Source organism: Vibrio mytili, from assembly GCF_049563345.1.
Classification (GTDB): domain Bacteria; phylum Pseudomonadota; class Gammaproteobacteria; order Enterobacterales; family Vibrionaceae; genus Vibrio; species Vibrio mytili.
Genome location: NZ_CP110481.1, coordinates 64930 through 84601, shown reverse-complemented (window position 1 = coordinate 84601; position 19672 = coordinate 64930). Strand labels below are relative to the sequence as shown.

Below are 19672 nucleotides of genomic sequence, written 5' to 3'. Positions count from 1 at the left end.
AGAGCGAGCTTATGCAGCTCGCTCTTTCTCTTGCAAATTAAATCAATGTTCTACTCTTCTATCTCTTCGTCTTCCTCTTTGCGTGTATAGAAACGAGCGCACAACAAGCCCACTTCAAACAACAAACACATCGGGATCGCAAGTAAGGTTTGAGAAATCATGTCCGGTGGCGTGAGTACCATCCCCACCACAAATGCCGCAACGATAATATAAGGCCGCTTTGTTTTCAGGTCTTCAGGCGTTGTGGCTCCTGTCCAACACAGCAAAATAATTGCCACGGGTACTTCAAATGCCACACCGAATGCCATAAACAGCGCCAGAACAAAATCTAGATAGCTCGATATATCTGTCGCAAACTCCACACCACCGAGAGAAATAGCAGTAAAGAAGCCAAACACTAGCGGGAAAACAACAAAATAGGCAAACGCAACACCACAATAAAACAGCAATGAGCTCGAAAAAAGCAGCGGCATGATCAAGCGACGCTCGTGCTTGTACAAGCCTGGCGCGACGAAAGCCCATATCTGATACAAAATAAAGGGAACCGAGAGAAACACCGATGCGATCAACGTCAGTTTCAACGGTGTGAAAAACGGTGACGCAACATCCGTTGCAATCATTGTCGCCCCTTCAGGTAATCGCTCAACTAAAGGTGCAGAAACAAATTCGTAAATGTGATTCGAGAAATAAACTAGTCCAACGAACACCACCAATACTGCCAAGATTGCGCGCAGTAGTCGGTTGCGAAGCTCCAACAAATGACTAATTAAAGGTTGTGTCTGCTCAACGGTAGACATGGCAAACCTCTTTATAAAAAAACAGATCAAAAAGGAGCCACCAACATAAGGTCTGTGACCTAGCAGCTCCTCCTAATGAGACTATTCGGCTTTCTTATCTGCCGCTGTCACCTTAACTTCTTCCGCTTTATTTGCTGAATCCTCCTCCGACTCTGCTTTCACAGTATCAGCGTCTGAATCAGTTTTTTCTGCGTAAGGGCGGTTGACAGATTGCGCCGCTTTCTTCAATTCTTCAACCGAAGATTTCAGTTCTGGGGATAAATCATTCATCCCCATCTTTTCAGCTTTGCGCAAGTTTTCTTGCAACTCTTGGACTTTCAGCTCGTGAGACAATTCGTCTTTGACGTTATTTGCCATACTTTTAGCAGCACCGACGAAGCGAGATACACTACGTATCGCATGCGGCAAACGCTCTGGCCCAAGAACAACAAGACCTACAACAGATATTAATACCAGTTCCCAAAAACCGATATCAAACACGTTTTACGCCTGCTCTTTATCTTTTTTCGTTTCAGAAGCAGCTTCTTTTTGTTGCTGCGTTTCTAAACTCTTTGGCTCGAAGTCCGCGTCTTTGTCTTTTTTCGCTGTATCTTCGTCTTCGCTCATTGCTTTTTTGAAGCCTTTAACGGCACCGCCTAGATCACTACCAATACCACGCAGTTTCTTGGTTCCGAATAGCAATACAACAATTACAGCAATGATAAGAAGTTGCCAAACACTGATACCACCCATGCTTTTTACCTCGGGTCTTTAAACAAAAATGTATTTCAAGAGCTTACCGTTTAACGACGGTAAGCTCGCCAACTAAACAACCAGAATGTGACACCTGCCATGCCGCAGGCTAACGATAGCTGGTCAAAAGCGTTATCCACCAATATTGCCGAGCATACGACTAAAGTAGCGCCAACACCAAATAAAAACTTACCTGTCGCCTGTTGCCGTTTGCTTTGACGATAACCTTGATAAAGCTGATCCATACGTTGGTTCATGGCTTTACCTTGTTTGAGACTATCATAAAGTAGCTCAGGTAACTCCGGTAATTTTTCCGCCCAAAATGGCGCGCGATCTTTAATGGCATTCACTAAAGCTTGCGGCCCCACTTGGTTCATCATCCACTCTTCAAGAAATGGCTTTGCGGTCTCCCACAAATCGAGTTGCGGATACAGTTGTCTGCCAAGGCCTTCCACGTAGAGTAACGTTTTTTGCAACAGGACTAATTGTGGTTGAACCTCCATATTGAATCGGCGCGCAGTATTGAACAGATTCAATAACACATGACCAAAGGAGATCTCACACAGCGGCTTAGCAAAAATAGGCTCACAAACAACGCGGATCGCAAACTCAAATTCATCGACATTGGTGTCTGCCGGAACCCATCCTGAGTCGACATGCAACTCAGCGACTCGGCGATAATCACGATTGAAAAACGCCAAAAAGTTTTCCGCCAAATAACGTTTGTCTTCACTATTGAGTGTACCAACGATTCCGCAATCCAGCCCAATCCACATCGGGTTTTCAGGATGTGCTGGCTTGACAAAAACATTACCTGGATGCATGTCAGCATGAAAGAAGCTGTCCCTGAACACCTGTGTGAAAAACACACTCACACCGCGCTCAGCAAGCAATTTCATATTGGTGCCATTTGCTTTCAAGCCTTCTATATCAGAAACTTGAATGCCATATATTCGCTCAGAAACCATGACAGTTTCATTACTGAAGTCAGGAAAAACTTCAGGAACATACAATTCTTCGCTGCCCTCGAAATTGCGACGTAATTGAATGGCATTCGCCGCCTCTCGACGCAAATCTAATTCATCAAGGAGGGTTTTCTCGTATTCACGAACCACTTCAACCGGTTTTAAACGACGTGCATCAGGCATTGCACCAGCGACTATACGCGCCATTCGGTGCATCAGTTTTAGATCTGAATCAATCACTGGGCGAATATCTGGGCGGATAACCTTTAATACCACTTCTTGGTTAGTCTCTTTTAGACGCGCAGTATGCACCTGAGCGATCGACGCTGACGCCAATGGTTTGATATCAAACTCGGTAAACCAGTTTTCTAACGGAGCACCTAATGCTTTCTCCATCTGCTGTTTTGCCAACTTGCCATCAAATGGGGCCACCTGATCTTGAAGCAACGCTAGAGGATCGGCGATATGCGGAGGAAACAAGTCACGTCGCGTCGACATCATCTGACCGAATTTAATCCAAACCGGACCCAGCTCTTGCAGGGCTAAGCGTAGACGATCACCTAACGGTTTATCTGGGTGTTTGTTTTTGATCCAGAATAAGCTTTTGCGCATCAATAGTGGGGCTTTCGTCAATTGATGCTCTGGTAGTAGCTCATCTAACCCATATTCCAGTTGAACTTTGACGATGTGATATAAACGTTTTAATTCGGCTGGAGTCATGATTTCTCCAACATTGGCTTATCCAAACCCTGATTATTCAACATCGCATTCAAACGTGCTTCTACACGCGAAGCTTGGCTGCGAACATCGTCGACTTGATCGCAAAAGTAGGCGACTTCCAAGGGGCCAGGGGCTAACTTCCACTCTTCGGTGATCACTTCGGCGATATGGCGCTGGTGTTTTTCGGCTTGCGAGACTAAAAAGCTGCCCACATTTTTTGAGCCTTGAACCACCGTATGAGCCACGACATCGCCTGTCACTCGCGATAACCATTCTTCAATATCCGGTTTGCAATCCACCATCAATTGAGAGAATTTCTGTGCCAACTGGATATCCCCTTCTAACTCAAGCTTATCTTGCTTAATGAGACGAGTAATATTGGCTTGATCGCGCAGCTCAGGCAGCACACTTAAATGAAGAGATAGATAGCAATCTGGCTCACCTTCATAGTGCCCAAGCACATCAATTTGCTGACTAAAGACAAACGTCAATGTCTTGTTGATCTCTTTAAGATGAACTTGAATTACCTGACCTTTAAGGCGGGAAAGACGACGCACCAAAGCAGGATCGTCGTTAACCAGAGTATTCAAAGAAGTCTCAATAACAGCCGTGATAAGAGGTTCAAATGGCATGCCTGCTCCCTTAAAACTTATAACCACGGTGTAACGCCACGATACCACCGGTTAAGTTGTAGTATTTGGTGTTCTCGAAACCGGCCTCTTGCATCATGCCTTCCAGAGTCTCCTGATCTGGATGCATACGAATAGATTCAGCCAAATAACGGTAGCTTTCCGCATCATTCGCCACCAATTCACCCATTTTTGGTAATAAGTGGAACGAGTACGCGTCATAAATTTTGGATAATGGGTCGAGAATGGGTTTAGAAAACTCAAGCACCAGCAGACGGCCGCCCGGCTTAAGTACGCGATACATCGAACGTAACGCTTTATCTTTATCGGTGACGTTACGCAAACAGAAGCTGATGGTAATCACGTCAAAATAATCATCTGGGAATGGCAGCTCTTCGGCATTAGCCTGAACATAATGCACGTTGCCGACAATGCCGTTGTCGCGCAGTTTATCGCGTCCAACATTGAGCATGGAGTTGTTAATATCCGCTAAGATGACATGACCTTGGTCACCGACAATACGCGAGAATTTTGCGGTGAGATCGCCCGTGCCACCACCAAGGTCCAAAATGCGTTGACCTGGACGAGCACCACTACAATCGATAGTAAAACGCTTCCATAAACGATGAATACCACCCGACATTAGGTCATTCATAATGTCGTATTTCGCTGCCACTGAATGGAAAACTTCCGCAACTTTGGTTACTTTTTCGTCTTTCGCCACGGTAGAGAAACCAAAGTGGGTGGTTTCGTTGTCTAATACTGTATTGGATTGCACGCTTTTGTCCGTCATTCTAATTCCTCTTCGGCAGCACTCTTTGACTGCGGGGCGTTTGCTGACAAATGATATTCGCCCACTATACTGCGGGCGATTAGTTTACTTTATCCTCAGCCGGATGTCTTTCTACTAACGGTTCATTTGGTGATTCATTTTCCGAAAATGATTCACTCTGGGCGAGCTGTGCGATGTCTGAGGATATTGGTCGCTTAATTTCCACACCTAAGTGTTTGAAACTTTCCGCTTGGCGGATCACATTACCACGTCCTGTGGCCAGTTTATTCATTGCGCCTTGGTAGGTTTGATTGGCTTTGTCCAGAGCCCCACCTAACCCTTCCATATCGTCAACAAATAAGCGCAGTTTGTCGTACAACTTGGTCGCTCGTTCAGCGATCATTTTGGCGTTTTCATTCTGACGTTCATTGCGCCACAAATTATCGATGGTGCGCAGCGCCACCAGCAGAGTCGTAGGGCTAACTAAAATAATGTTCTGCTCCATCGCGTCTTTGATGAGGCTAGGATCGGCTTGAATCGCCACCTGAAACGCTGGCTCTACTGGGATGAACATCAACACATAGTCTAAGCTCTGAATACCTTTGAGCTTGTGGTAATCCTTCATGCTTAAACCTTTGATGTGCGCGCGCAAAGCAACCAAGTGCGCATTCAGTGCCTGATCACGTTCAGCATCGGTTTCAGCGTTGAAATAACGCTCGTATGCCACTAGCGCCATCTTCGAGTCCACGACCACCTGTTTATTGTGGGGAAGATACACAATCACATCTGGTTGATAACGCTTGCCCGCTTCATTTTGCAGGTTAACCTGGGTTTGATATTCATGCCCTTCGCGTAACCCTGATTCAGCCAGAACTCGTGCCAATACGACTTCACCCCAGTTACCTTGCTGCTTGTTATCCCCCTTTAGTGCTTGAGTAAGATTGACCGCCTCACGTGTCATTTGTTCATTTAAACGTTGCAGATTCTTCAACTCATGAACCAGGGTATGACGCTCTTTCGCTTCCTGACTAAAGCTATCATTAACGTGCTTTTTAAACCCATCTAATTGATCTCTGAGTGGAGTGAGCAACGCGTCTAAACTCTGGCGGTTTTGTACATCCACTTTGGCGGTTTTTTCTTCAAAAAGTTGATTGGCAAGATGCTCGAACTGTTGTTTCAGGCGCGCTTCCGCTTGCTCTAAGATTTGTAACTTTTCTGCATTCGCTTGATTGATCTGTTCATGGCGTGCTTGCTGCTCTCTTAGTTGGGTTTCTAAGCGTGATTTGTGTTCACGCATTTGCCCAAGTTCATCAAAATACTGTTGCCGTTCCTGCTTCACGGCGTCGAAGTAGCGCAACTTTTCCATTGCTGCCATCAATTTACCGTGGGTTTGGCGAACTTCAAATGCGGCTTTATCCCTTTCGTCATCCAGTTCATCAAGCTCTTGCTGAGCATCAGCAAGGCTTTGCTTAACTTGCTCAAGTTGCTGTTGATGCAGTTGTTTTTCAGAGATTAACTGCTGCTCCAGAAGCTGAGTTTGGGTGATAAATCGCTGTTTTACCCACCAACCCGCCGCCACTCCACTGACAGCGGCGGCACAAAGAGAAGAAAGAAGGAGAGATTGGTGCTCAAGAATCCATTGCATAATAGCGAGTTAGCCTGTGTTTTATATCTATAACAATGGTATTTAGACACTGGATAAATGTCCAGTTTGTTGGATGAAAAATCCTCGCATACACTATGTATTCCTCGTATACACTATGTATTCCTCGCATATACTGGGTATTCAAAATAGTATGCTTGGCTAGGTTAACTTTTTATTACTTAAACGGTTTATCTCTCGAGCTATCTCGCGCAATACAATTATCTCACATATACAGAGGCATCATGAATGAGCGTCACGCCCTAGGATTTGGGCTCTCAGCAGTATTACTTTGGTCAACCGTTGCAACCGCATTTAAACTCACGCTTGCAGAGTTTACGCCGATCCAAATGTTGTGTATCGCCAGCATGGTTTCTGCTATTGCTCTTATCACCGTATGCAGCGTGCAAGGCAAATTAAGTCAACTCAGCGATACATTTCTCTCCAACCCTTGGTATTACCTACTGCTTGGTCTGATTAATCCGCTGGCCTATTACCTCATCTTATTCAAAGCTTATGATCTACTTCCCGCATCGCAGGCACAAGCCATCAACTATAGTTGGGCGATCACGCTAACCTTAATGGCCGCAGTTTTTCTCGGACAAAAAATTCGTAGTAAAGACTGGATAGCCTGCAGCTTCAGTTACTTAGGGGTCATTGTCATCGCAACACAAGGCAATGTACTGAGCATGACGTTTGAGAGTCCATTGGGCGTCGGCTTAGCTTTGCTCTCGACACTTTTGTGGGCTGGCTATTGGATTCTCAACACGAAAAACAAGGCCGACCCGGTGGTTGGCGTTTTACTCGGCTTCTTGGTAGCGATCCCATTTACCATCGCTTTAAGCCTCTACGAGGGAGCGAGTTGGGCAGCCATTTCAGCCAAAGGTTGGGCAGCGGTCACTTATGTTGGTCTATTTGAAATGGGGATCACGTTTGTCCTGTGGTTAAGCGCATTGAAATCAACACAGAACACGGCGCGCATTAGTAACCTGATTTTCGCTTCGCCGTTCATTTCTCTGATGCTGCTCGCCACCATTATTGGCGAAGAAATTCACCCTTCCACTCTCATAGGTCTGCTGCTGATTATAACTGGGTTAGTCATTCAGCAGGTCACCTTGGGCAAGAAAGAAAAAGCATCAAGTGTAACGTAATCATGGATTGGGAACTCAAATGCAAATAAGCACATACCGAGCCTCAACCGAGAGAGGTTAAAAGATCAGCAATCACCGCGGTTATTCGCTGTGTGCAACTTCTGACGAAGCAATGTGGTTGAGTTTAAACAGCTCCAACCGCTCAACTATAATGTTAATGCAGACTAATAACGGCATCCCGATTAACAGTCCCATGCCTCCCCACAGCCATCCCCAAAAGACCAGCCAAACAAAGATGACTAATGGATTTAAGTTAAACCGTTTGCCTAATAACGTCGGAGTGACAAATTGGCTCTCAACCAAATTGAGCAATAAATACAAAGACACCACGGTGAGCATAAAACTGACAGACTCAAATTGTAAATAGGCAGCAAACCCAAAGCAGATCATAGAGATAACTGGTCCTAAATACGGTGCAAAGTTCATGACACTGGCAAAAGCACCCCATAAGAACGGGTCTTCAAGGCCAAGTACATAAAAGACCAAGCCGACAGTGACTCCCAACAATACGTTGACTAGGGTAATTGTAGCGATATAACGGGATAAATCTTTCTGCAATGCTCTGACAAGTTCTACCGCTTTACGCTGCTGCGAAAAGTCATGCAGATTGGATACGGACTTACGGAACAAACTCCGCCCATGACTGAGCATAAAGTAAACCATAAACAGCACGAGCATCGCTTGGGTCAAAATGGTTGGAGCGGTGGTCGCGAGCGTCTTTATCAAAGAAAACACCGTATTGTGTCCCATCTCCCCCATACTCATATCATTGGTTATATTCAGTGAGGAGTCGATGTGTTCTGCCGACGCTCGAGTTACCTCGCTTACCTCTTGCGACACATTTTTAACAATGCTAGGTAGTTCCGACCACCACTGTTTAGCTGGTTCAAACATGGCGACGAGACCCACGACGGACACGCCGACCAAGAGTGTCAATGTAGTAACGACTGTGATGCTACGTGGAAAACCTTTGTCTTCAAAGTAATTGATTAAAGGGCTACACAAAAGAGAAATAAAAGCACTTAGGACAATAGGAAGCACCAAGGGTTTCGCAAAATACAGCCCAGGCACAAGTAAAAGAACCAGCAGAGCGACGCCAATCATCATATTGGTTGACGGATTCAGTTTTGCAGTCATAAGGTATGCCCGGTTGAGGTCAGTTAACAGCCGTTATTGAGGATCGCCACTGTCGACTGAGTTAGGAGAAGCAGCACTCACTGGTTTTGCGAGTGACTCAGTAATATCGGATACGCTGCTTGCGAGAAACCCCATTGAAGAAATGGAAGACGCCAAACGCGACAATCGACCCGTTTTCGCAGCAGCGATCGCAAGAACGGTACTGATACCTAAGGTTGTCCAAGGATGCTCTCTGACAAACTTCTTGGACGTAAACGTGAACATTTCCATCGTCAGGCAACACTGCTTCAACGATGCCTTACCTTCCATTCGCTTAATCTTCACGGCTCGATTGAGCTTTCTTAGCGAGTGCATCCCAACCCTCCTGCAACTGCTCAGTGGTATTTTTGAATCCAAGAAAACCAACTAAACGCTTTTGCCACCAAGCCAAAGCGAATAGTGCTAAGGCTAGCGAGGTGATGAATACCAACACGGCAATGTACACGTTCAAAGTCAGTTGATAAGCCACCACACCAGATGCAAGACACAAACTGAACACGAACAATACCGAGAGCAACGTGAAGATAACCGCGCTCAACAAGAGTTGTTGAACAGCAGAAGCGTTCACTTTGACCTCCAACAAGAATAGCTCTAACGTCGAGCCTGACCATGCTTTTAACGACTGAGTCAATGTATCCAATTGAGAAAAAATTGAGTTCAGTCCATTAATGGTTTGTTGAATATCCTGCTCTTCAGCTCCGTTGGGATCTCGACCACAATCCCCCGTGGTCGAGCCTGGCTGCGTATCTTGTCTTGGATCGCTTTGTTGCTGATGCGGTACGGGTCCAGAGTTACTCATTTGAACGATTACCTGTTGTTAAGTGGCTTAATGCGTTAAATGCGATAACTGAAATTACTTAATCAGTTTTGATACCGCCCAACCGGCCAGAAACGCGCAACCGATACTCAATAGTGGACGTTCCTTAATCACGTTTTCTGCTGACTTAGTCGCTTGTTGCACTCGCTCCGCTCCCACATCAAACTTTTCTTTGGCCTGTTCTTTCACTGCACCTACCGCTTCAGTCGTTGCCTGCTCGGCTAAATGATATGCTTCTTCCAACTGCTCTTGAGTTTTCGCTGTGCTTTGTTTTGTATTAGCCATGACTAGCCTCCGTTGATGTATTGAGTAAAGCTAAGGTATTGAGTAGAAAACAAGTGAATCTGCTTTTCCTACTCACCTACTCCTACACAAAGCGATAACCGTGCCAAAAATACAACTTATTGTTTTTAAACACATTAAAAACAAATCCACACAAAACCGCCCTCTTTCTTTGTAATTATTTCCAGTTTTTCTTCTTCATGCTTGTAAATTTTTCTTAGCGTTGCTCGGTGACACCATGAATCACCACAACAAAAATAAATAACCGATTGATTAAAATAAATAAAATGCCATTGGCACACTCCCTGCTTACGTTCAAATAATCGTGTGTAATGATTTGTGCAAAGCTGAGCGCTTAGCGAGCGTAAAACTTTAACCTTTGAATAAGTGGTAAGTGAGGCGAAAAAAGCTAACTCACCACATTATCTGGACGCACTACATTAACTTGACCAATAGATGTGGGCTTTCACTAATAGCCTTCATCATTAGCAAATTCATTAAAGGAGTGAGCGATGAAAAATGAAAATATCTCCTCGATCATTGAGCTCATTGAGAGTGGCAATGACATTTATGACAAAGCGATTAACAACATTGACAATACCGCTCTGAACCAGGTGCTGCTGGAACTGCTTCAAACACGCAAACGTGCCGTGCTTGAACTGCAACCTCACGCTGTGGGAAACACAGATGATTCGGCGGATGATACGCCTGTTTCGTACACCATCAAGGCTCGTGAAGTGTACAGTGATGTGATGAAAGAGGTCTCGACAGACAAAGAAACCATGTACCTCGAACAGCTTGAAGGAGTGGAAAGCAAGGTACTCAAAGAAATTGAAAAACTGATTGTAGACCAACCAGATCAAGCGGATAACGCCGTGCTACTCAAAGTTCGTAGTGATATCAAGAGTGCGAAAGAAAAACTCAGCAGTATCAGCCTAATCAGCTAGTTGGTAACAACCGATAGAGAATTGGTAATAAAACAATCACCAGCGAGTCATCAAGAGCAAAGCAATGGTCACGTCGTTTGACCATTGCTGTTGTACTTCTACAACTTAAAGAGGTTTGTATGACATTTGATAATCATCGAGTAAGGGAGCTACTCGTAAAAATGACACATCACCGCCAAACGTGTCTGCCCCTGGTGAATCCACAATCGCACATGACACTGGCAAGAGCAGCCTATCGATTCGTGAAGATAGAGAAAGTGATGATAAAAAAGATGGCTGAGTTATTCTTCGATCAAGACGGTGAACAATTCATTGCAGAAAATGCCACAGAGCATGGTGTCGCCGAGCTTGGTAATTATAAAGAGATGCATTTCATGAATAAGGTGTTATTGGACGAAGTAAAAGTGCTACTCAAAACCATCGATGACACCAATGTAACGGCCTTAGTTTCTTACTGGTTAGCCGCTTTACAAGTCGAAAATGATGAAATTGAAAAACACTTACCTCAAACCTCAGGGTAGGTAGACCTACCCTGATTTAACTCTCATCACCGTTGATGGCATCTTTGCCCGTTAAAGATGCTCGGCGAGTTCGATGTTTTTGTCGATGTACCCCTGTCGATGTAACAAGCCCCCCCATCAGACACGAAGTAGTATTTCAAACACGAAGTAACATTCGATCGAATACCAAAAAGCCGCAGCGTCAAAACTGCGACACTGCGACCTTATCTTTATCTCATGTTTTTTAACCGACTTGTGTTTTTTAACCGAGTTGAGAGTGGTAAAAAGTGACACGCTTCCTCGGTGAACTCTCTTTCTTTCTACCTGTTAGAACACTAGCTGTTAGAACATAGCAAGATGGCCAAACGCTTAGCTCATCTCGACAGGAGATACGCTTTCCTCATGGGACAAACACGCTTAAGGATTTAGGACGAATATTGATAACCAATTTTTTGTCCGAATAAAGCTCTCCATCAATCACATAATCAATAGGTTTATCTGCAGCAATGGTGATCTGCTGAGCGGTAGCGTACTTAAACAGGGTCGATTCATTCTGCGCTCCTAAACTGGTCAATGTCAGATCAGACAATGCAATGAGTCGATCACCCAATGATTCCGTATTGTCTAAGTAGGTAATATGTAATTGGCCATCATCGGGCTGCGGAGCACCACCACCTTGCGCCAGTAAGGTACTAAACGGGGCGGTATTCGCAACAACAAAACTATGTACATCAAGCGTTTGTTGTTGGTTATCGCTGAGTTCTTTATCTGATGAACCTTTTATCGATATGGTCAAGGTTTGCGTTTCTTCCGCCACTACCGCATCAAAAAAACCCGTTAGATATGCCAACTGTCCCAACGCATTCTTTTCTTCTCGCTGTGCATGCTCAATCATTTTTTGCTCTAAACCAATCCCTAGCACTAACAAGATAGATCGCTGATTACACTCCGCGGTATCTATACGCTGACACTGCCCCTTAAGCAGGGCTTCACACGCTTTTTCTACTGGTGATAATTTTGCTCCGACGCCATAAAGCACATGGCACAACGCGTTGGCAGTGCCAAGCGGGACAATGCCGAGCTTGATGTCGCTATCAATCAACTGACTCGCCACTTCCGTGACTGTGCCATCTCCACCAGCAACAATCACCTGCTTAGCTCCACGTTCTTTTGCCTGCTGCGTGAGTTGGTCTGCTCTGAGAGCTTCACTGGTTTGATGAATATCCAGACGGTATTTTTTGGTTAACTCACGAATCAGATGCTGTTCATATTGTTGCCACTTTCCACCACCAGCGACAGGATTGACCACCATCCAAGTCGATGGTTCTATACCGAGGACACCTTTTTCACTGATCGCGCGTAAGGTTCTGAGCTGCAAATTATTTAACCTTGCAGTGCTACGCACATTGTTGATTTTTTTCATGACAGACTCAACCGTCAGTGAAGAATCTTTACTCAGCAAATACGCCGCGACCACAAACACGGACCGACCGCGGCCTAAAGCGCAATGTACAACAACAGAGCGAGAACATGCGATTTGAGTATCAATCCAGTTAATCGCATGGCGCAGCCGTTCAAGCGTTGGAGCTTTATGGTCTAACACCGGAATAGAAAGATAGTGGAATTGCTTATCTGTCATCGCACTTTCTAATCCAGCAAATTCCGCCGTAACATCGACAATACAAGAAATATCCTGCGACTCGAGGAAATCTAAATCACTCTGGAACAAGCGGCGGGATAGGAACAGATTGTCACTGACTTTTTGAATGGGTGGTACCGTATCTCGACGTCTTTCCCATGCGTTATAGGCTTTAGCTCCCAATAAAAACGGGATGAATGCCCAGCGAATCCACCAGATAATTTTACCATCTTGGTTTTTTCTGAAAATCGAAGGTATGTCGAAAACATAGGCGACACAAACTAACGCAAGCGAGAGCGAAACCCACAAGAACAACAGGCTAATAATGATTTGAGGCGTATAAATCGCGACCAATAAACTTACTAGCGCACCAAGAATATAATATTTGATGATAAACATTCGCTCTCCTTGCTTTAAGCGAGTGCACGATTCGGTGAATGAATCTCAGGTTTATATTAAAATTAGGCGAAAATGAGTGAGTTAGTGAAAATGCAAAGAAAAAGAAGAAGAGACTAAGTAAACTTTAACGGCAGCCTTTCGTATCGATCCGACACGAAAGGCTGCAAAACCGTTAGCTGGCCATTTCGTCCAAATAACCATTGGCAAGCTGACGCTTCTGCTTGTCAGACATCACTTTACCCGCGAGTTGGAAAAATCGTTGCTCTTCTTCCTCAAGATGATGCAGGACTTTATGGCGTAGCGTTTTCATTTCGTTTAACCACGCCGGTGAGCTCATGTCGGTTTCATCAAGCTTGGCGATAACTTTGTCGATTTGATGGTGCTCAGCAATGCCGTGACGAGTGAGATCGATGGTTTTATCACTTTCTATCAGTGGCGCGTAAAAAAAGCGCTCTTCTGCAGCCGCATGTTGTTCGAGCTCAGACTTTAGATTGTGGTAAAACTCTTCACGAGCAGGGGAATCACCGGACGTTTCCATCAGAGCATCGAGTAAAAGGCGTTGCTTTTCATGACTCTCTTTCAGTACATCAAATATGTTTTTCATCTTTGATTCCTCATTTGATTGTGGGCGGTTGATTGTGAACAGCAGGCCAAAAAGAAGGGCGGCACTTAACCGCCCTACTCTTAGCTATCTATTCTTATTGCTTGCTATTCTTATTGTTTGGCTGTGAAGTGCGCGATGAGCTTCTAACAATCCTGATCTTCCGCATTTAAGTCTTCTTTCACTTTTTCACAGCTATCTTCAACCGCGTTTTGAGTGTCGGTTACTGCTTCGTCAAGCTTCTCGCCAGCCTTCTCCATTGGGCCTTCATCACTACAGGCAGCCAGGGCGAGTGCTAAACCTAATACAGCAGCGATACGATAAATAAATGATTTAAATTGCATACATACTCTCCTGTCTATTTACTGACGTTTTTTCTGCCTATCAACACCATCACGATTGAAATAATTAATGACAGCAAGAATAGGTAAAATATCACTTGAGCGATCGATGCCGCTGCGCCTGCAATACCGGTAAAGCCCAATACGGCAGAAACGAGTGCCAAGACTAAAAAAATAAAAATCCAACGAACCATAGTGTTTCCCTCCAGATATCCAGATAAAGTGTCCGTTCACGCGACTCGCGATTATTGAACGACTTTAAGGTTATCAATCACTTTATTGACATCATTGGTATTATTTGCAATTGATAGTGCGAGATCTTGCTCCGCATCTGAACTCACATGGCCCGATAACGTCACTGTTTTGTTATTGGTCGTTACTTCGATATCTGTACCACTCACATTGGTATCCATAAGTAAGCGTGTTTTGACTATTGTCGTAATCTTAGAATCTGTCAAAGTAGCGAGTGCTTCTGAATCAACTTCTTTTTTATCGTCTTTCACTACCGACAATTTATTTTTCACGTCTTTGACGCCATCAAGACCAGAAACAAGTTCTTCCGCTAATGATTTTTCAAGTTCGTTGTCTACCGAACCAGACAAAGTAACCACTTGGTTTTCAACATCGGTATTAATATCAAAAGAGTTGAGATTGCTATTTAACAGAAGCGTGGTTTCCGCTTTACCATCTAACCAAGCGTCCATGGATTCTTTTTCCCATTGTTGATTCGCTAGAACTGCTGTTGATGACGTTGCAAGAACAGAAGTCAGGACAATTTTAGATGCGATGTTTTTCATGGTTGCTCTCCTTTATGACGTTGTATTTTAATAAAGCAAAGCGCATGCCAACTTCATAAAACACTGTTTATAAAGAACTAAAACCAAAAACACACACATCGGAGGGAAGATAACTGGCACAGATATGAATTATTTACACAGACGAAGTGTAAATTTTTATCAGTAGTCAACCCAAATAAGCTAGCAACCAAGAAACAGTACATAAGTAAAGTTTTTTCGAAGTAAGGCTAATTAAAAAGTTAATTTTGACCGCATGAAAACCGTTAATTAATGATAAAGAACGCATTCAGTCTTTTATTAATAAATAGAGGAAACGTCTTCAACATATAAATACCTGATAATGCCCTAAAATAGTCTTAACCGTATTTTTTCTTGTGCAGGTAGAGTAATCGACGTACATTGTTTCTCTCATAGTAAAGAGGACATTTCTATGTCGTTGCCAAGCCTGTTTCTAAAAATACAAGACCCGATACTCAAGGATGACATTACTTCTTGCGAGGAGCTGAACAAATTCCGTCTTTATGATTCAGATGCCGAAGACAATTGGATTGAAAACTATCTTCACCTCAAACCGGAAGTTGCGATTGTTGAAATAGACCGCTTTACTCATGCCGATTACCAGCGCCTTTCCGATATCGAAAATAATTACGATGCTGACTTGATCATTATTAGCTCTGGCGCTCCAAACGAAAACCTCGATAAGCTCATGAACTTAGGAGCGGCGTTCCACTATAGAAAGCCGGTCAACATTTCTATATTGTCCGATACCTTAAGCGAAGTCAGCCAATACTATCAGCACAAGCAGGACCAAGGGCTTAAAGTTTCCACTAGCGACTTGGATCAATTTGGTCTTTTAGTCGGATCTTCATCGCCAATGCACCAACTCTATCGCATGATCCGACGCGTAGCGAAAACAGAAGCTAACGTGCTTGTTGTTGGTGAAAGTGGTGCAGGTAAAGAGTTGGTGGCGCAAACTATTCATTTGGCAAGCGATCGTAAGCAACAACCATTTATCGCGATTAACTGTGGAGCCATCAGCCCTGAGTTGGTCGACAGTGAATTGTTTGGGCATGAAAAGGGCGCATTTACCGGAGCGAACAAAACGCACCAGGGCGTATTTAAACAGGCAGAAGGTGGTACGTTATTTTTAGATGAAATCACCGAAATGCCGATAGAACACCAAGTGAAGTTATTACGTGTATTGGAAACCGGTGAGTACCGTCCAGTCGGCAGCAATACGGTTCATATTGCTAATACTCGAATCATTGCCGCGACGAACAGAGATCCTAAAATCGCTATCGAAGAACAGTTCTTGCGTGAGGATCTGTTTTTCCGGTTATCGCACTTCCCATTGACCATCCCACCATTGCGAGAACGAGGCAGTGATATTGTTGGACTCGCGAAACATTTTATCGCCCACCGCAATGCGCATGAATCTAAAACCAAAACCATTCTCGATTCTGCGATCCAGAAAATCGCCATGCATGACTGGCCAGGGAATGTGCGTGAATTGAAACACACCATTGAGCGTGCGTTTATTTTAGCCGATGACACCATTTGCGATGAACACTTGATATTTGATACCCCACCCCTCGAAAGTGGCACCAGTATCGAAGATCTAGTGCCAGCAGGCGTATCTCTAGAAGATTTAGAAAAAGCCGCCATTCTCAACACGCTAGAAGAAAATCAAGGTAACAAAACAGAATCCGCTCAGGAGCTAGGTATCAGCGTTAAAACGCTCTATAACAAACTCGAGAAGTATCAAGACGAGTAGCCTGTGCAAAACGAAAAAGAGGAGCACTAAGTTCGATTACGTGCTCCTTTTTATCAATTTATCAATATCCAGCTCTACACCCACTGGCCCGCAACAAAACCGCTCGACCAGCACCACTGGAAGTTGTAGCCGCCTAACCAACCCGTTACGTCCATGACTTCACCAATGAAGTACAACCCTTTGATGTTTTTGCACTCCATGGTTTTCGATGACAAGTGATCGGTATCCACACCACCAAGAGTCACTTCTGCCGTTCGATAGCCTTCAGTCCCATTCGGCGCGATATCCCAATGCTCTAAACGTTCAGCTATTGCGGAAAGTTCTTTCTGATTGAACTGTTTGAGCGGTTTATCGATCAGCTCTTTACGCTCTATCAAGACTTCAACTAAGCGTTTGGGTAGTACCTTCGCAAGGGTATTCTTAAGCGATTGATTGGGATGTTTTTCACGGCTGCGCTCTAATAGTTCGGCAACATCATCGTTTGGAACTAGGTTAATCGATACCCGCTGACCTGCTCGCCAGAATGAAGAAATCTGTAAAACAGCAGGGCCTGATAAGCCTCGGTGCGTGAACAGCAGGGCCTCTTTGAACATGGTTCCATCTTCCGCGGTGATTTCCGCAGGTACCGCGATGCCAGACAGCTCAGCAAAGTCTTCTTTGTCTTCTTTATGCAGCGTAAATGGCACAAGACCCGCCGTCGTTGGAATAACAGGAAGACCAAACTGCTGTGCAACTTTGTAACCAAATGGCGTCGCCCCAAGCTTTGGCATCGATAAACCACCCGTCGCGATAACCAGAGTCTCGCACTCGACCTGTTCCGTACCCGAAAGCAGGCGAAAGCCTTCTTCAACTTTCTCAATCGAGTGGACATCACATTGGTAGCGCTGCTCAATATTTGGCATGTCGCATTCTGCTAGCAGCATTTTGACGATATCTTTGGCAGTAAAGGCGTCAACACAAAATAACTGGCCATGATCACGCTCTTCAAACTCAATACCGTGCTTGCTGACCATCGCGATAAAATCCCAGTTAGTGTACTGAGAGAGCGCCGACTTAACGAAGTGTGGATTTTGACATAAATAGTTATTCGCTGAGACGTCGTAATTGGTGAAGTTACAACGACCACCGCCTGAGATAAGGATTTTTCGCCCAGGTTTTTTGGCATGATCGAGCACCAATACACGTCGACCTCGCTTGCCTGCTTCTGCCGCACACATTAACCCCGCAGCACCCGCGCCAATCACTACAACATCAAATTTCTTGCTCATCGGTAACGCTCAGATATCCAAAATACAAAATAAAAAAGGATGTGCTGAGTGCACATCCTTGCTTTGTTGGCCAATATTCTACCGAGAAATCTATCTCGGGAAAAGCGCTTAAATTCCAAGCGCCCTCTCAAGGCTTCCCTTATCAAGACATAAAACTTACAGAATAAATGCCGCGAGCAGAGTTACGCCGAGTAAGCTTGTGGAAAGGACAAACAATTCTCGCACTCTTTCACACTTGCCCGTAAACACTTCATCGTGATGGTGGTGGTACTCTTTACTCTTGATATAGTGAAATAAACGCACCTGCTTCGTCACGTTGCCGTGGGTGGTAAAAAAGCCATTACCGTCCACCTGTTGGTACAGCAGCGGATGCGCCTCACGCATGATGTAAATCAGAGAACGAAGAGCGGTAAGGTAACGGATCATGTTGACCCCTGTTACTACCATTAGCGCAAATAAGATTGTGTCTACACTGATCATCTTTTCCTCCCTACATCTTCAAAAATGCTCAAGAGAAAAAGACGAACATGTACTGCGTCTTTTAACCGCTGTAGTTCACGCTAGTAAGCGCCTTATACAGCTGGAGCATCCAAAATTGAAGATGAACCTTCTTTCGCCATTTGTGCCAGATCTTTATCGATGAAGAACAGTGCCTTTCCATCTTCACCAACTAATTCGATCTTATCTAAAATCCCTTTAAACAACTTCTCTTCTTCGTGCTGCTCGGCCACGTACCACTGTAGGAAGTTAAACGTTGAGTAGTCTTGGCTGGTAAACGCACCGTGCGCAAGCTTATTGATTTTTTCCGTAATCATCTGCTCATGTTCGTATGTTTCACGGAAGACATCACCAAGGCTTGCGAAATCGTGTTTTGGAGCATCAATTGCGCCTAAGATTGGCAATGCACCCGTTTCACTTACGTAGGTAAATAGACGCTGCATGTGCTCCATTTCTTCAGCCGCATGGCCGCGTAGAAACTCAGCCGCACCCTCAAAACCTTTGTCTTCACACCAAGCACTCATCTGTAAGTATAGATTGGATGAGAAAAATTCTAGGTTAATTTGCTCATTCAATTGCTCGACCATAGTTTGAGACAACATGTTAACTCCTAAATATATGCATGCGATTCATATAACTATAACATGATTAGTCACATAAGACCGTGAACTGATAATAAACATATGTACTCACATATAATGATATGAGATCACTTTAGCAAAATTTATTAAGGGTTAGTGCTAATCTGAAACTATGACCTTACCAAGGAGATAGCAATATGAGTTACAAACACATACTTGTGGCCGTCGATCTGTCAGACGACAGTAAAGTATTAATTAAGAAGGCCGTGTCACTGGCAAAACCTCTGGATGCGAAAGTCTCTTTCATTCACATCGATGTGAACTACGCAGAACTCTACACAGGTCTGATTGACATCAATATGGCGGAAGCGCAACACCAAGCAATGGAAGCGTCACGCACACAATTAGCGAATTTTACAGAATACGCTGAATACCCTATCACTCATACGCTGGTTGGTAGCGGTGACTTAAGCAATGAACTGTGCGACACCATTAAAGATTACAAGATTGACTTGGTTGTGTGTGGTCACCACCAAGACTTCTGGAGCAAGATTCTTTCCTCCACTCGACAGCTGATCAACTGCTCTCCAGTCGATATGCTGGTCGTACCGCTAAAAGACTGATTGGCGCGGCGGTAAAACTTG

24 protein-coding genes are annotated in these 19672 nt (G+C 44.4%); 5 read left to right on the top strand and 19 right to left on the bottom strand.

All coding sequences use genetic code 11. The features are described 5' to 3' along the window. Positions 1-50: 50 nt before the first annotated feature. From tatC to rmuC, 7 genes are all read right to left on the bottom strand, one after another. Positions 51-797, bottom strand: a complete 747-nt coding sequence (gene tatC, locus ONE56_RS00405) for a twin-arginine translocase subunit TatC (RefSeq protein WP_331437288.1) — start codon at positions 795-797, stop codon at positions 51-53. Between the two features lie 81 nt (positions 798-878). After that, the gene (gene tatB, locus ONE56_RS00400) at positions 879-1277 is read right to left on the bottom strand and encodes a Sec-independent protein translocase protein TatB (RefSeq protein WP_041155739.1); all 399 of its coding nucleotides are present in this window, start codon (positions 1275-1277) and stop codon (positions 879-881) included. Positions 1278-1280: 3 nt separating this feature from the next. Beyond that, positions 1281-1529: a Sec-independent protein translocase subunit TatA gene (gene tatA, locus ONE56_RS00395; protein WP_041155738.1), complete on the bottom strand. Its 249-nt coding sequence runs from the start codon at positions 1527-1529 to the stop codon at positions 1281-1283. 50 nt (positions 1530-1579) lie between these two features. Beyond that, positions 1580-3214, bottom strand: coding sequence for a ubiquinone biosynthesis regulatory protein kinase UbiB (ubiB, locus tag ONE56_RS00390; RefSeq protein ID WP_041155737.1), 1635 nt, complete (start codon positions 3212-3214; stop codon positions 1580-1582). Continuing rightward, positions 3211-3846 (bottom strand): ubiquinone biosynthesis accessory factor UbiJ, encoded by a 636-nt coding sequence (locus ONE56_RS00385; protein ID WP_041155736.1) that lies wholly within the window; start codon positions 3844-3846, stop codon positions 3211-3213. The genes ubiB and ONE56_RS00385 overlap by 4 nt, the downstream gene beginning before the upstream one ends. A gap of 10 nt (positions 3847-3856) precedes the next feature. After that, on the bottom strand, positions 3857-4636 hold the full coding sequence (gene ubiE / locus ONE56_RS00380; RefSeq protein WP_041155735.1) for a bifunctional demethylmenaquinone methyltransferase/2-methoxy-6-polyprenyl-1,4-benzoquinol methylase UbiE: 780 nt from the start codon (positions 4634-4636) through the stop codon (positions 3857-3859). Positions 4637-4715: 79 nt separating this feature from the next. Continuing rightward, complete coding sequence (gene rmuC / locus ONE56_RS00375) at positions 4716-6260, bottom strand: DNA recombination protein RmuC (RefSeq protein ID WP_423840045.1); 1545 nt, start codon at positions 6258-6260, stop codon at positions 4716-4718. Between the two features lie 242 nt (positions 6261-6502). Between rmuC and ONE56_RS00370 the strand changes: the two genes are divergently transcribed. Then, positions 6503-7408, top strand: coding sequence for a DMT family transporter (locus ONE56_RS00370; protein ID WP_423840044.1), 906 nt, complete (start codon positions 6503-6505; stop codon positions 7406-7408). Between the two features lie 81 nt (positions 7409-7489). Here ONE56_RS00370 and ONE56_RS00365 read toward each other — a convergent pair whose 3' ends face one another. From ONE56_RS00365 to ONE56_RS00350, 4 genes are read right to left on the bottom strand one after another with little or no spacing between them, the layout of a single operon-like run. Further along, positions 7490-8545: an AI-2E family transporter gene (locus ONE56_RS00365; protein WP_052481530.1), complete on the bottom strand. Its 1056-nt coding sequence runs from the start codon at positions 8543-8545 to the stop codon at positions 7490-7492. Positions 8546-8578: 33 nt separating this feature from the next. Beyond that, entirely contained in the window at positions 8579-8854 is a 276-nt protein-coding gene (locus ONE56_RS00360) for a DUF883 C-terminal domain-containing protein (protein WP_423840043.1), read from the bottom strand. Between the two features lie 4 nt (positions 8855-8858). Continuing rightward, positions 8859-9383, bottom strand: a complete 525-nt coding sequence (locus ONE56_RS00355) for a hypothetical protein (protein WP_041155731.1) — start codon at positions 9381-9383, stop codon at positions 8859-8861. A gap of 54 nt (positions 9384-9437) precedes the next feature. Then, complete coding sequence (locus ONE56_RS00350; protein WP_041155730.1) at positions 9438-9686, bottom strand: hypothetical protein; 249 nt, start codon at positions 9684-9686, stop codon at positions 9438-9440. Positions 9687-10195: 509 nt separating this feature from the next. Between ONE56_RS00350 and ONE56_RS00345 the strand changes: the two genes are divergently transcribed. Then, positions 10196-10630, top strand: a complete 435-nt coding sequence (locus ONE56_RS00345; protein ID WP_331437292.1) for a DUF2383 domain-containing protein — start codon at positions 10196-10198, stop codon at positions 10628-10630. Between the two features lie 119 nt (positions 10631-10749). Further along, positions 10750-11151 (top strand): hypothetical protein, encoded by a 402-nt coding sequence (locus ONE56_RS00340; protein ID WP_041155728.1) that lies wholly within the window; start codon positions 10750-10752, stop codon positions 11149-11151. A gap of 379 nt (positions 11152-11530) precedes the next feature. Here the strand turns inward: ONE56_RS00340 and ONE56_RS00335 are convergent, their stop codons facing one another. The 5 genes from ONE56_RS00335 to ONE56_RS00315 form a co-directional block, all read right to left on the bottom strand. Beyond that, a complete protein-coding gene (locus ONE56_RS00335) occupies positions 11531-13168 on the bottom strand; it encodes a diacylglycerol kinase family protein (protein WP_423840042.1) in 1638 nt (545 codons plus the stop codon). A 172-nt stretch (positions 13169-13340) separates the two neighbouring features. Then, a complete protein-coding gene (locus tag ONE56_RS00330; protein WP_041155726.1) occupies positions 13341-13772 on the bottom strand; it encodes a hemerythrin domain-containing protein in 432 nt (143 codons plus the stop codon). A gap of 143 nt (positions 13773-13915) precedes the next feature. Next, a complete protein-coding gene (locus ONE56_RS00325; protein ID WP_041155725.1) occupies positions 13916-14113 on the bottom strand; it encodes a hypothetical protein in 198 nt (65 codons plus the stop codon). Positions 14114-14127: 14 nt separating this feature from the next. Further along, complete coding sequence (locus ONE56_RS00320; protein WP_041155724.1) at positions 14128-14304, bottom strand: DUF1328 family protein; 177 nt, start codon at positions 14302-14304, stop codon at positions 14128-14130. A 51-nt stretch (positions 14305-14355) separates the two neighbouring features. After that, entirely contained in the window at positions 14356-14907 is a 552-nt protein-coding gene (locus ONE56_RS00315) for a BON domain-containing protein (RefSeq protein WP_331437294.1), read from the bottom strand. A 430-nt stretch (positions 14908-15337) separates the two neighbouring features. Here ONE56_RS00315 and ONE56_RS00310 point away from each other — a divergent pair, with 430 nt between their 5' ends. Beyond that, positions 15338-16681, top strand: a complete 1344-nt coding sequence (locus tag ONE56_RS00310; RefSeq protein ID WP_423840041.1) for a sigma-54 interaction domain-containing protein — start codon at positions 15338-15340, stop codon at positions 16679-16681. Positions 16682-16755: 74 nt separating this feature from the next. Here the strand turns inward: ONE56_RS00310 and ONE56_RS00305 are convergent, their stop codons facing one another. From ONE56_RS00305 to ftnA, 3 genes are all read right to left on the bottom strand, one after another. Then, positions 16756-17949, bottom strand: a complete 1194-nt coding sequence (locus ONE56_RS00305; RefSeq protein ID WP_041155721.1) for an NAD(P)/FAD-dependent oxidoreductase — start codon at positions 17947-17949, stop codon at positions 16756-16758. A gap of 156 nt (positions 17950-18105) precedes the next feature. Next, the gene (gene uspB, locus ONE56_RS00300) at positions 18106-18429 is read right to left on the bottom strand and encodes a universal stress protein UspB (RefSeq protein ID WP_041155720.1); all 324 of its coding nucleotides are present in this window, start codon (positions 18427-18429) and stop codon (positions 18106-18108) included. A 92-nt stretch (positions 18430-18521) separates the two neighbouring features. Beyond that, a complete protein-coding gene (ftnA, locus tag ONE56_RS00295) occupies positions 18522-19049 on the bottom strand; it encodes a non-heme ferritin (RefSeq protein WP_331437295.1) in 528 nt (175 codons plus the stop codon). Positions 19050-19225: 176 nt separating this feature from the next. Here ftnA and uspA point away from each other — a divergent pair, with 176 nt between their 5' ends. Continuing rightward, on the top strand, positions 19226-19651 hold the full coding sequence (gene uspA, locus ONE56_RS00290) for a universal stress protein UspA (RefSeq protein ID WP_041155719.1): 426 nt from the start codon (positions 19226-19228) through the stop codon (positions 19649-19651). Positions 19652-19672: the final 21 nt, after the last annotated feature.

What these genes read in the sequence shown, in the direction of transcription:
- tatC (WP_331437288.1), bottom strand. Translation starts at nt 797, where the DNA reads ATGTCTACCGTTGAGCAGACACAACCTTTAATTAGTCATTTGTTGGAG.
- tatA (WP_041155738.1), bottom strand. Translation starts at nt 1,529, where the DNA reads ATGGGTGGTATCAGTGTTTGGCAACTTCTTATCATTGCTGTAATTGTT.
- ubiB (WP_041155737.1), bottom strand. Translation starts at nt 3,214, where the DNA reads ATGACTCCAGCCGAATTAAAACGTTTATATCACATCGTCAAAGTTCAA.
- ONE56_RS00385 (WP_041155736.1), bottom strand. Translation starts at nt 3,846, where the DNA reads ATGCCATTTGAACCTCTTATCACGGCTGTTATTGAGACTTCTTTGAAT.
- ubiE (WP_041155735.1), bottom strand. Translation starts at nt 4,636, where the DNA reads ATGACGGACAAAAGCGTGCAATCCAATACAGTATTAGACAACGAAACC.
- rmuC (WP_423840045.1), bottom strand. Translation starts at nt 6,260, where the DNA reads ATGCAATGGATTCTTGAGCACCAATCTCTCCTTCTTTCTTCTCTTTGT.
- ONE56_RS00370 (WP_423840044.1), top strand. Translation starts at nt 6,503, where the DNA reads ATGAATGAGCGTCACGCCCTAGGATTTGGGCTCTCAGCAGTATTACTT.
- ONE56_RS00365 (WP_052481530.1), bottom strand. Translation starts at nt 8,545, where the DNA reads ATGACTGCAAAACTGAATCCGTCAACCAATATGATGATTGGCGTCGCT.
- ONE56_RS00360 (WP_423840043.1), bottom strand. Translation starts at nt 8,854, where the DNA reads ATGGAAGGTAAGGCATCGTTGAAGCAGTGTTGCCTGACGATGGAAATG.
- ONE56_RS00355 (WP_041155731.1), bottom strand. Translation starts at nt 9,383, where the DNA reads ATGAGTAACTCTGGACCCGTACCGCATCAGCAACAAAGCGATCCAAGA.
- ONE56_RS00350 (WP_041155730.1), bottom strand. Translation starts at nt 9,686, where the DNA reads ATGGCTAATACAAAACAAAGCACAGCGAAAACTCAAGAGCAGTTGGAA.
- ONE56_RS00345 (WP_331437292.1), top strand. Translation starts at nt 10,196, where the DNA reads ATGAAAAATGAAAATATCTCCTCGATCATTGAGCTCATTGAGAGTGGC.
- ONE56_RS00340 (WP_041155728.1), top strand. Translation starts at nt 10,750, where the DNA reads ATGACATTTGATAATCATCGAGTAAGGGAGCTACTCGTAAAAATGACA.
- ONE56_RS00335 (WP_423840042.1), bottom strand. Translation starts at nt 13,168, where the DNA reads ATGTTTATCATCAAATATTATATTCTTGGTGCGCTAGTAAGTTTATTG.
- ONE56_RS00330 (WP_041155726.1), bottom strand. Translation starts at nt 13,772, where the DNA reads ATGAAAAACATATTTGATGTACTGAAAGAGAGTCATGAAAAGCAACGC.
- ONE56_RS00325 (WP_041155725.1), bottom strand. Translation starts at nt 14,113, where the DNA reads ATGCAATTTAAATCATTTATTTATCGTATCGCTGCTGTATTAGGTTTA.
- ONE56_RS00320 (WP_041155724.1), bottom strand. Translation starts at nt 14,304, where the DNA reads ATGGTTCGTTGGATTTTTATTTTTTTAGTCTTGGCACTCGTTTCTGCC.
- ONE56_RS00315 (WP_331437294.1), bottom strand. Translation starts at nt 14,907, where the DNA reads ATGAAAAACATCGCATCTAAAATTGTCCTGACTTCTGTTCTTGCAACG.
- ONE56_RS00310 (WP_423840041.1), top strand. Translation starts at nt 15,338, where the DNA reads ATGTCGTTGCCAAGCCTGTTTCTAAAAATACAAGACCCGATACTCAAG.
- ONE56_RS00305 (WP_041155721.1), bottom strand. Translation starts at nt 17,949, where the DNA reads ATGAGCAAGAAATTTGATGTTGTAGTGATTGGCGCGGGTGCTGCGGGG.
- uspB (WP_041155720.1), bottom strand. Translation starts at nt 18,429, where the DNA reads ATGATCAGTGTAGACACAATCTTATTTGCGCTAATGGTAGTAACAGGG.
- ftnA (WP_331437295.1), bottom strand. Translation starts at nt 19,049, where the DNA reads ATGTTGTCTCAAACTATGGTCGAGCAATTGAATGAGCAAATTAACCTA.
- uspA (WP_041155719.1), top strand. Translation starts at nt 19,226, where the DNA reads ATGAGTTACAAACACATACTTGTGGCCGTCGATCTGTCAGACGACAGT.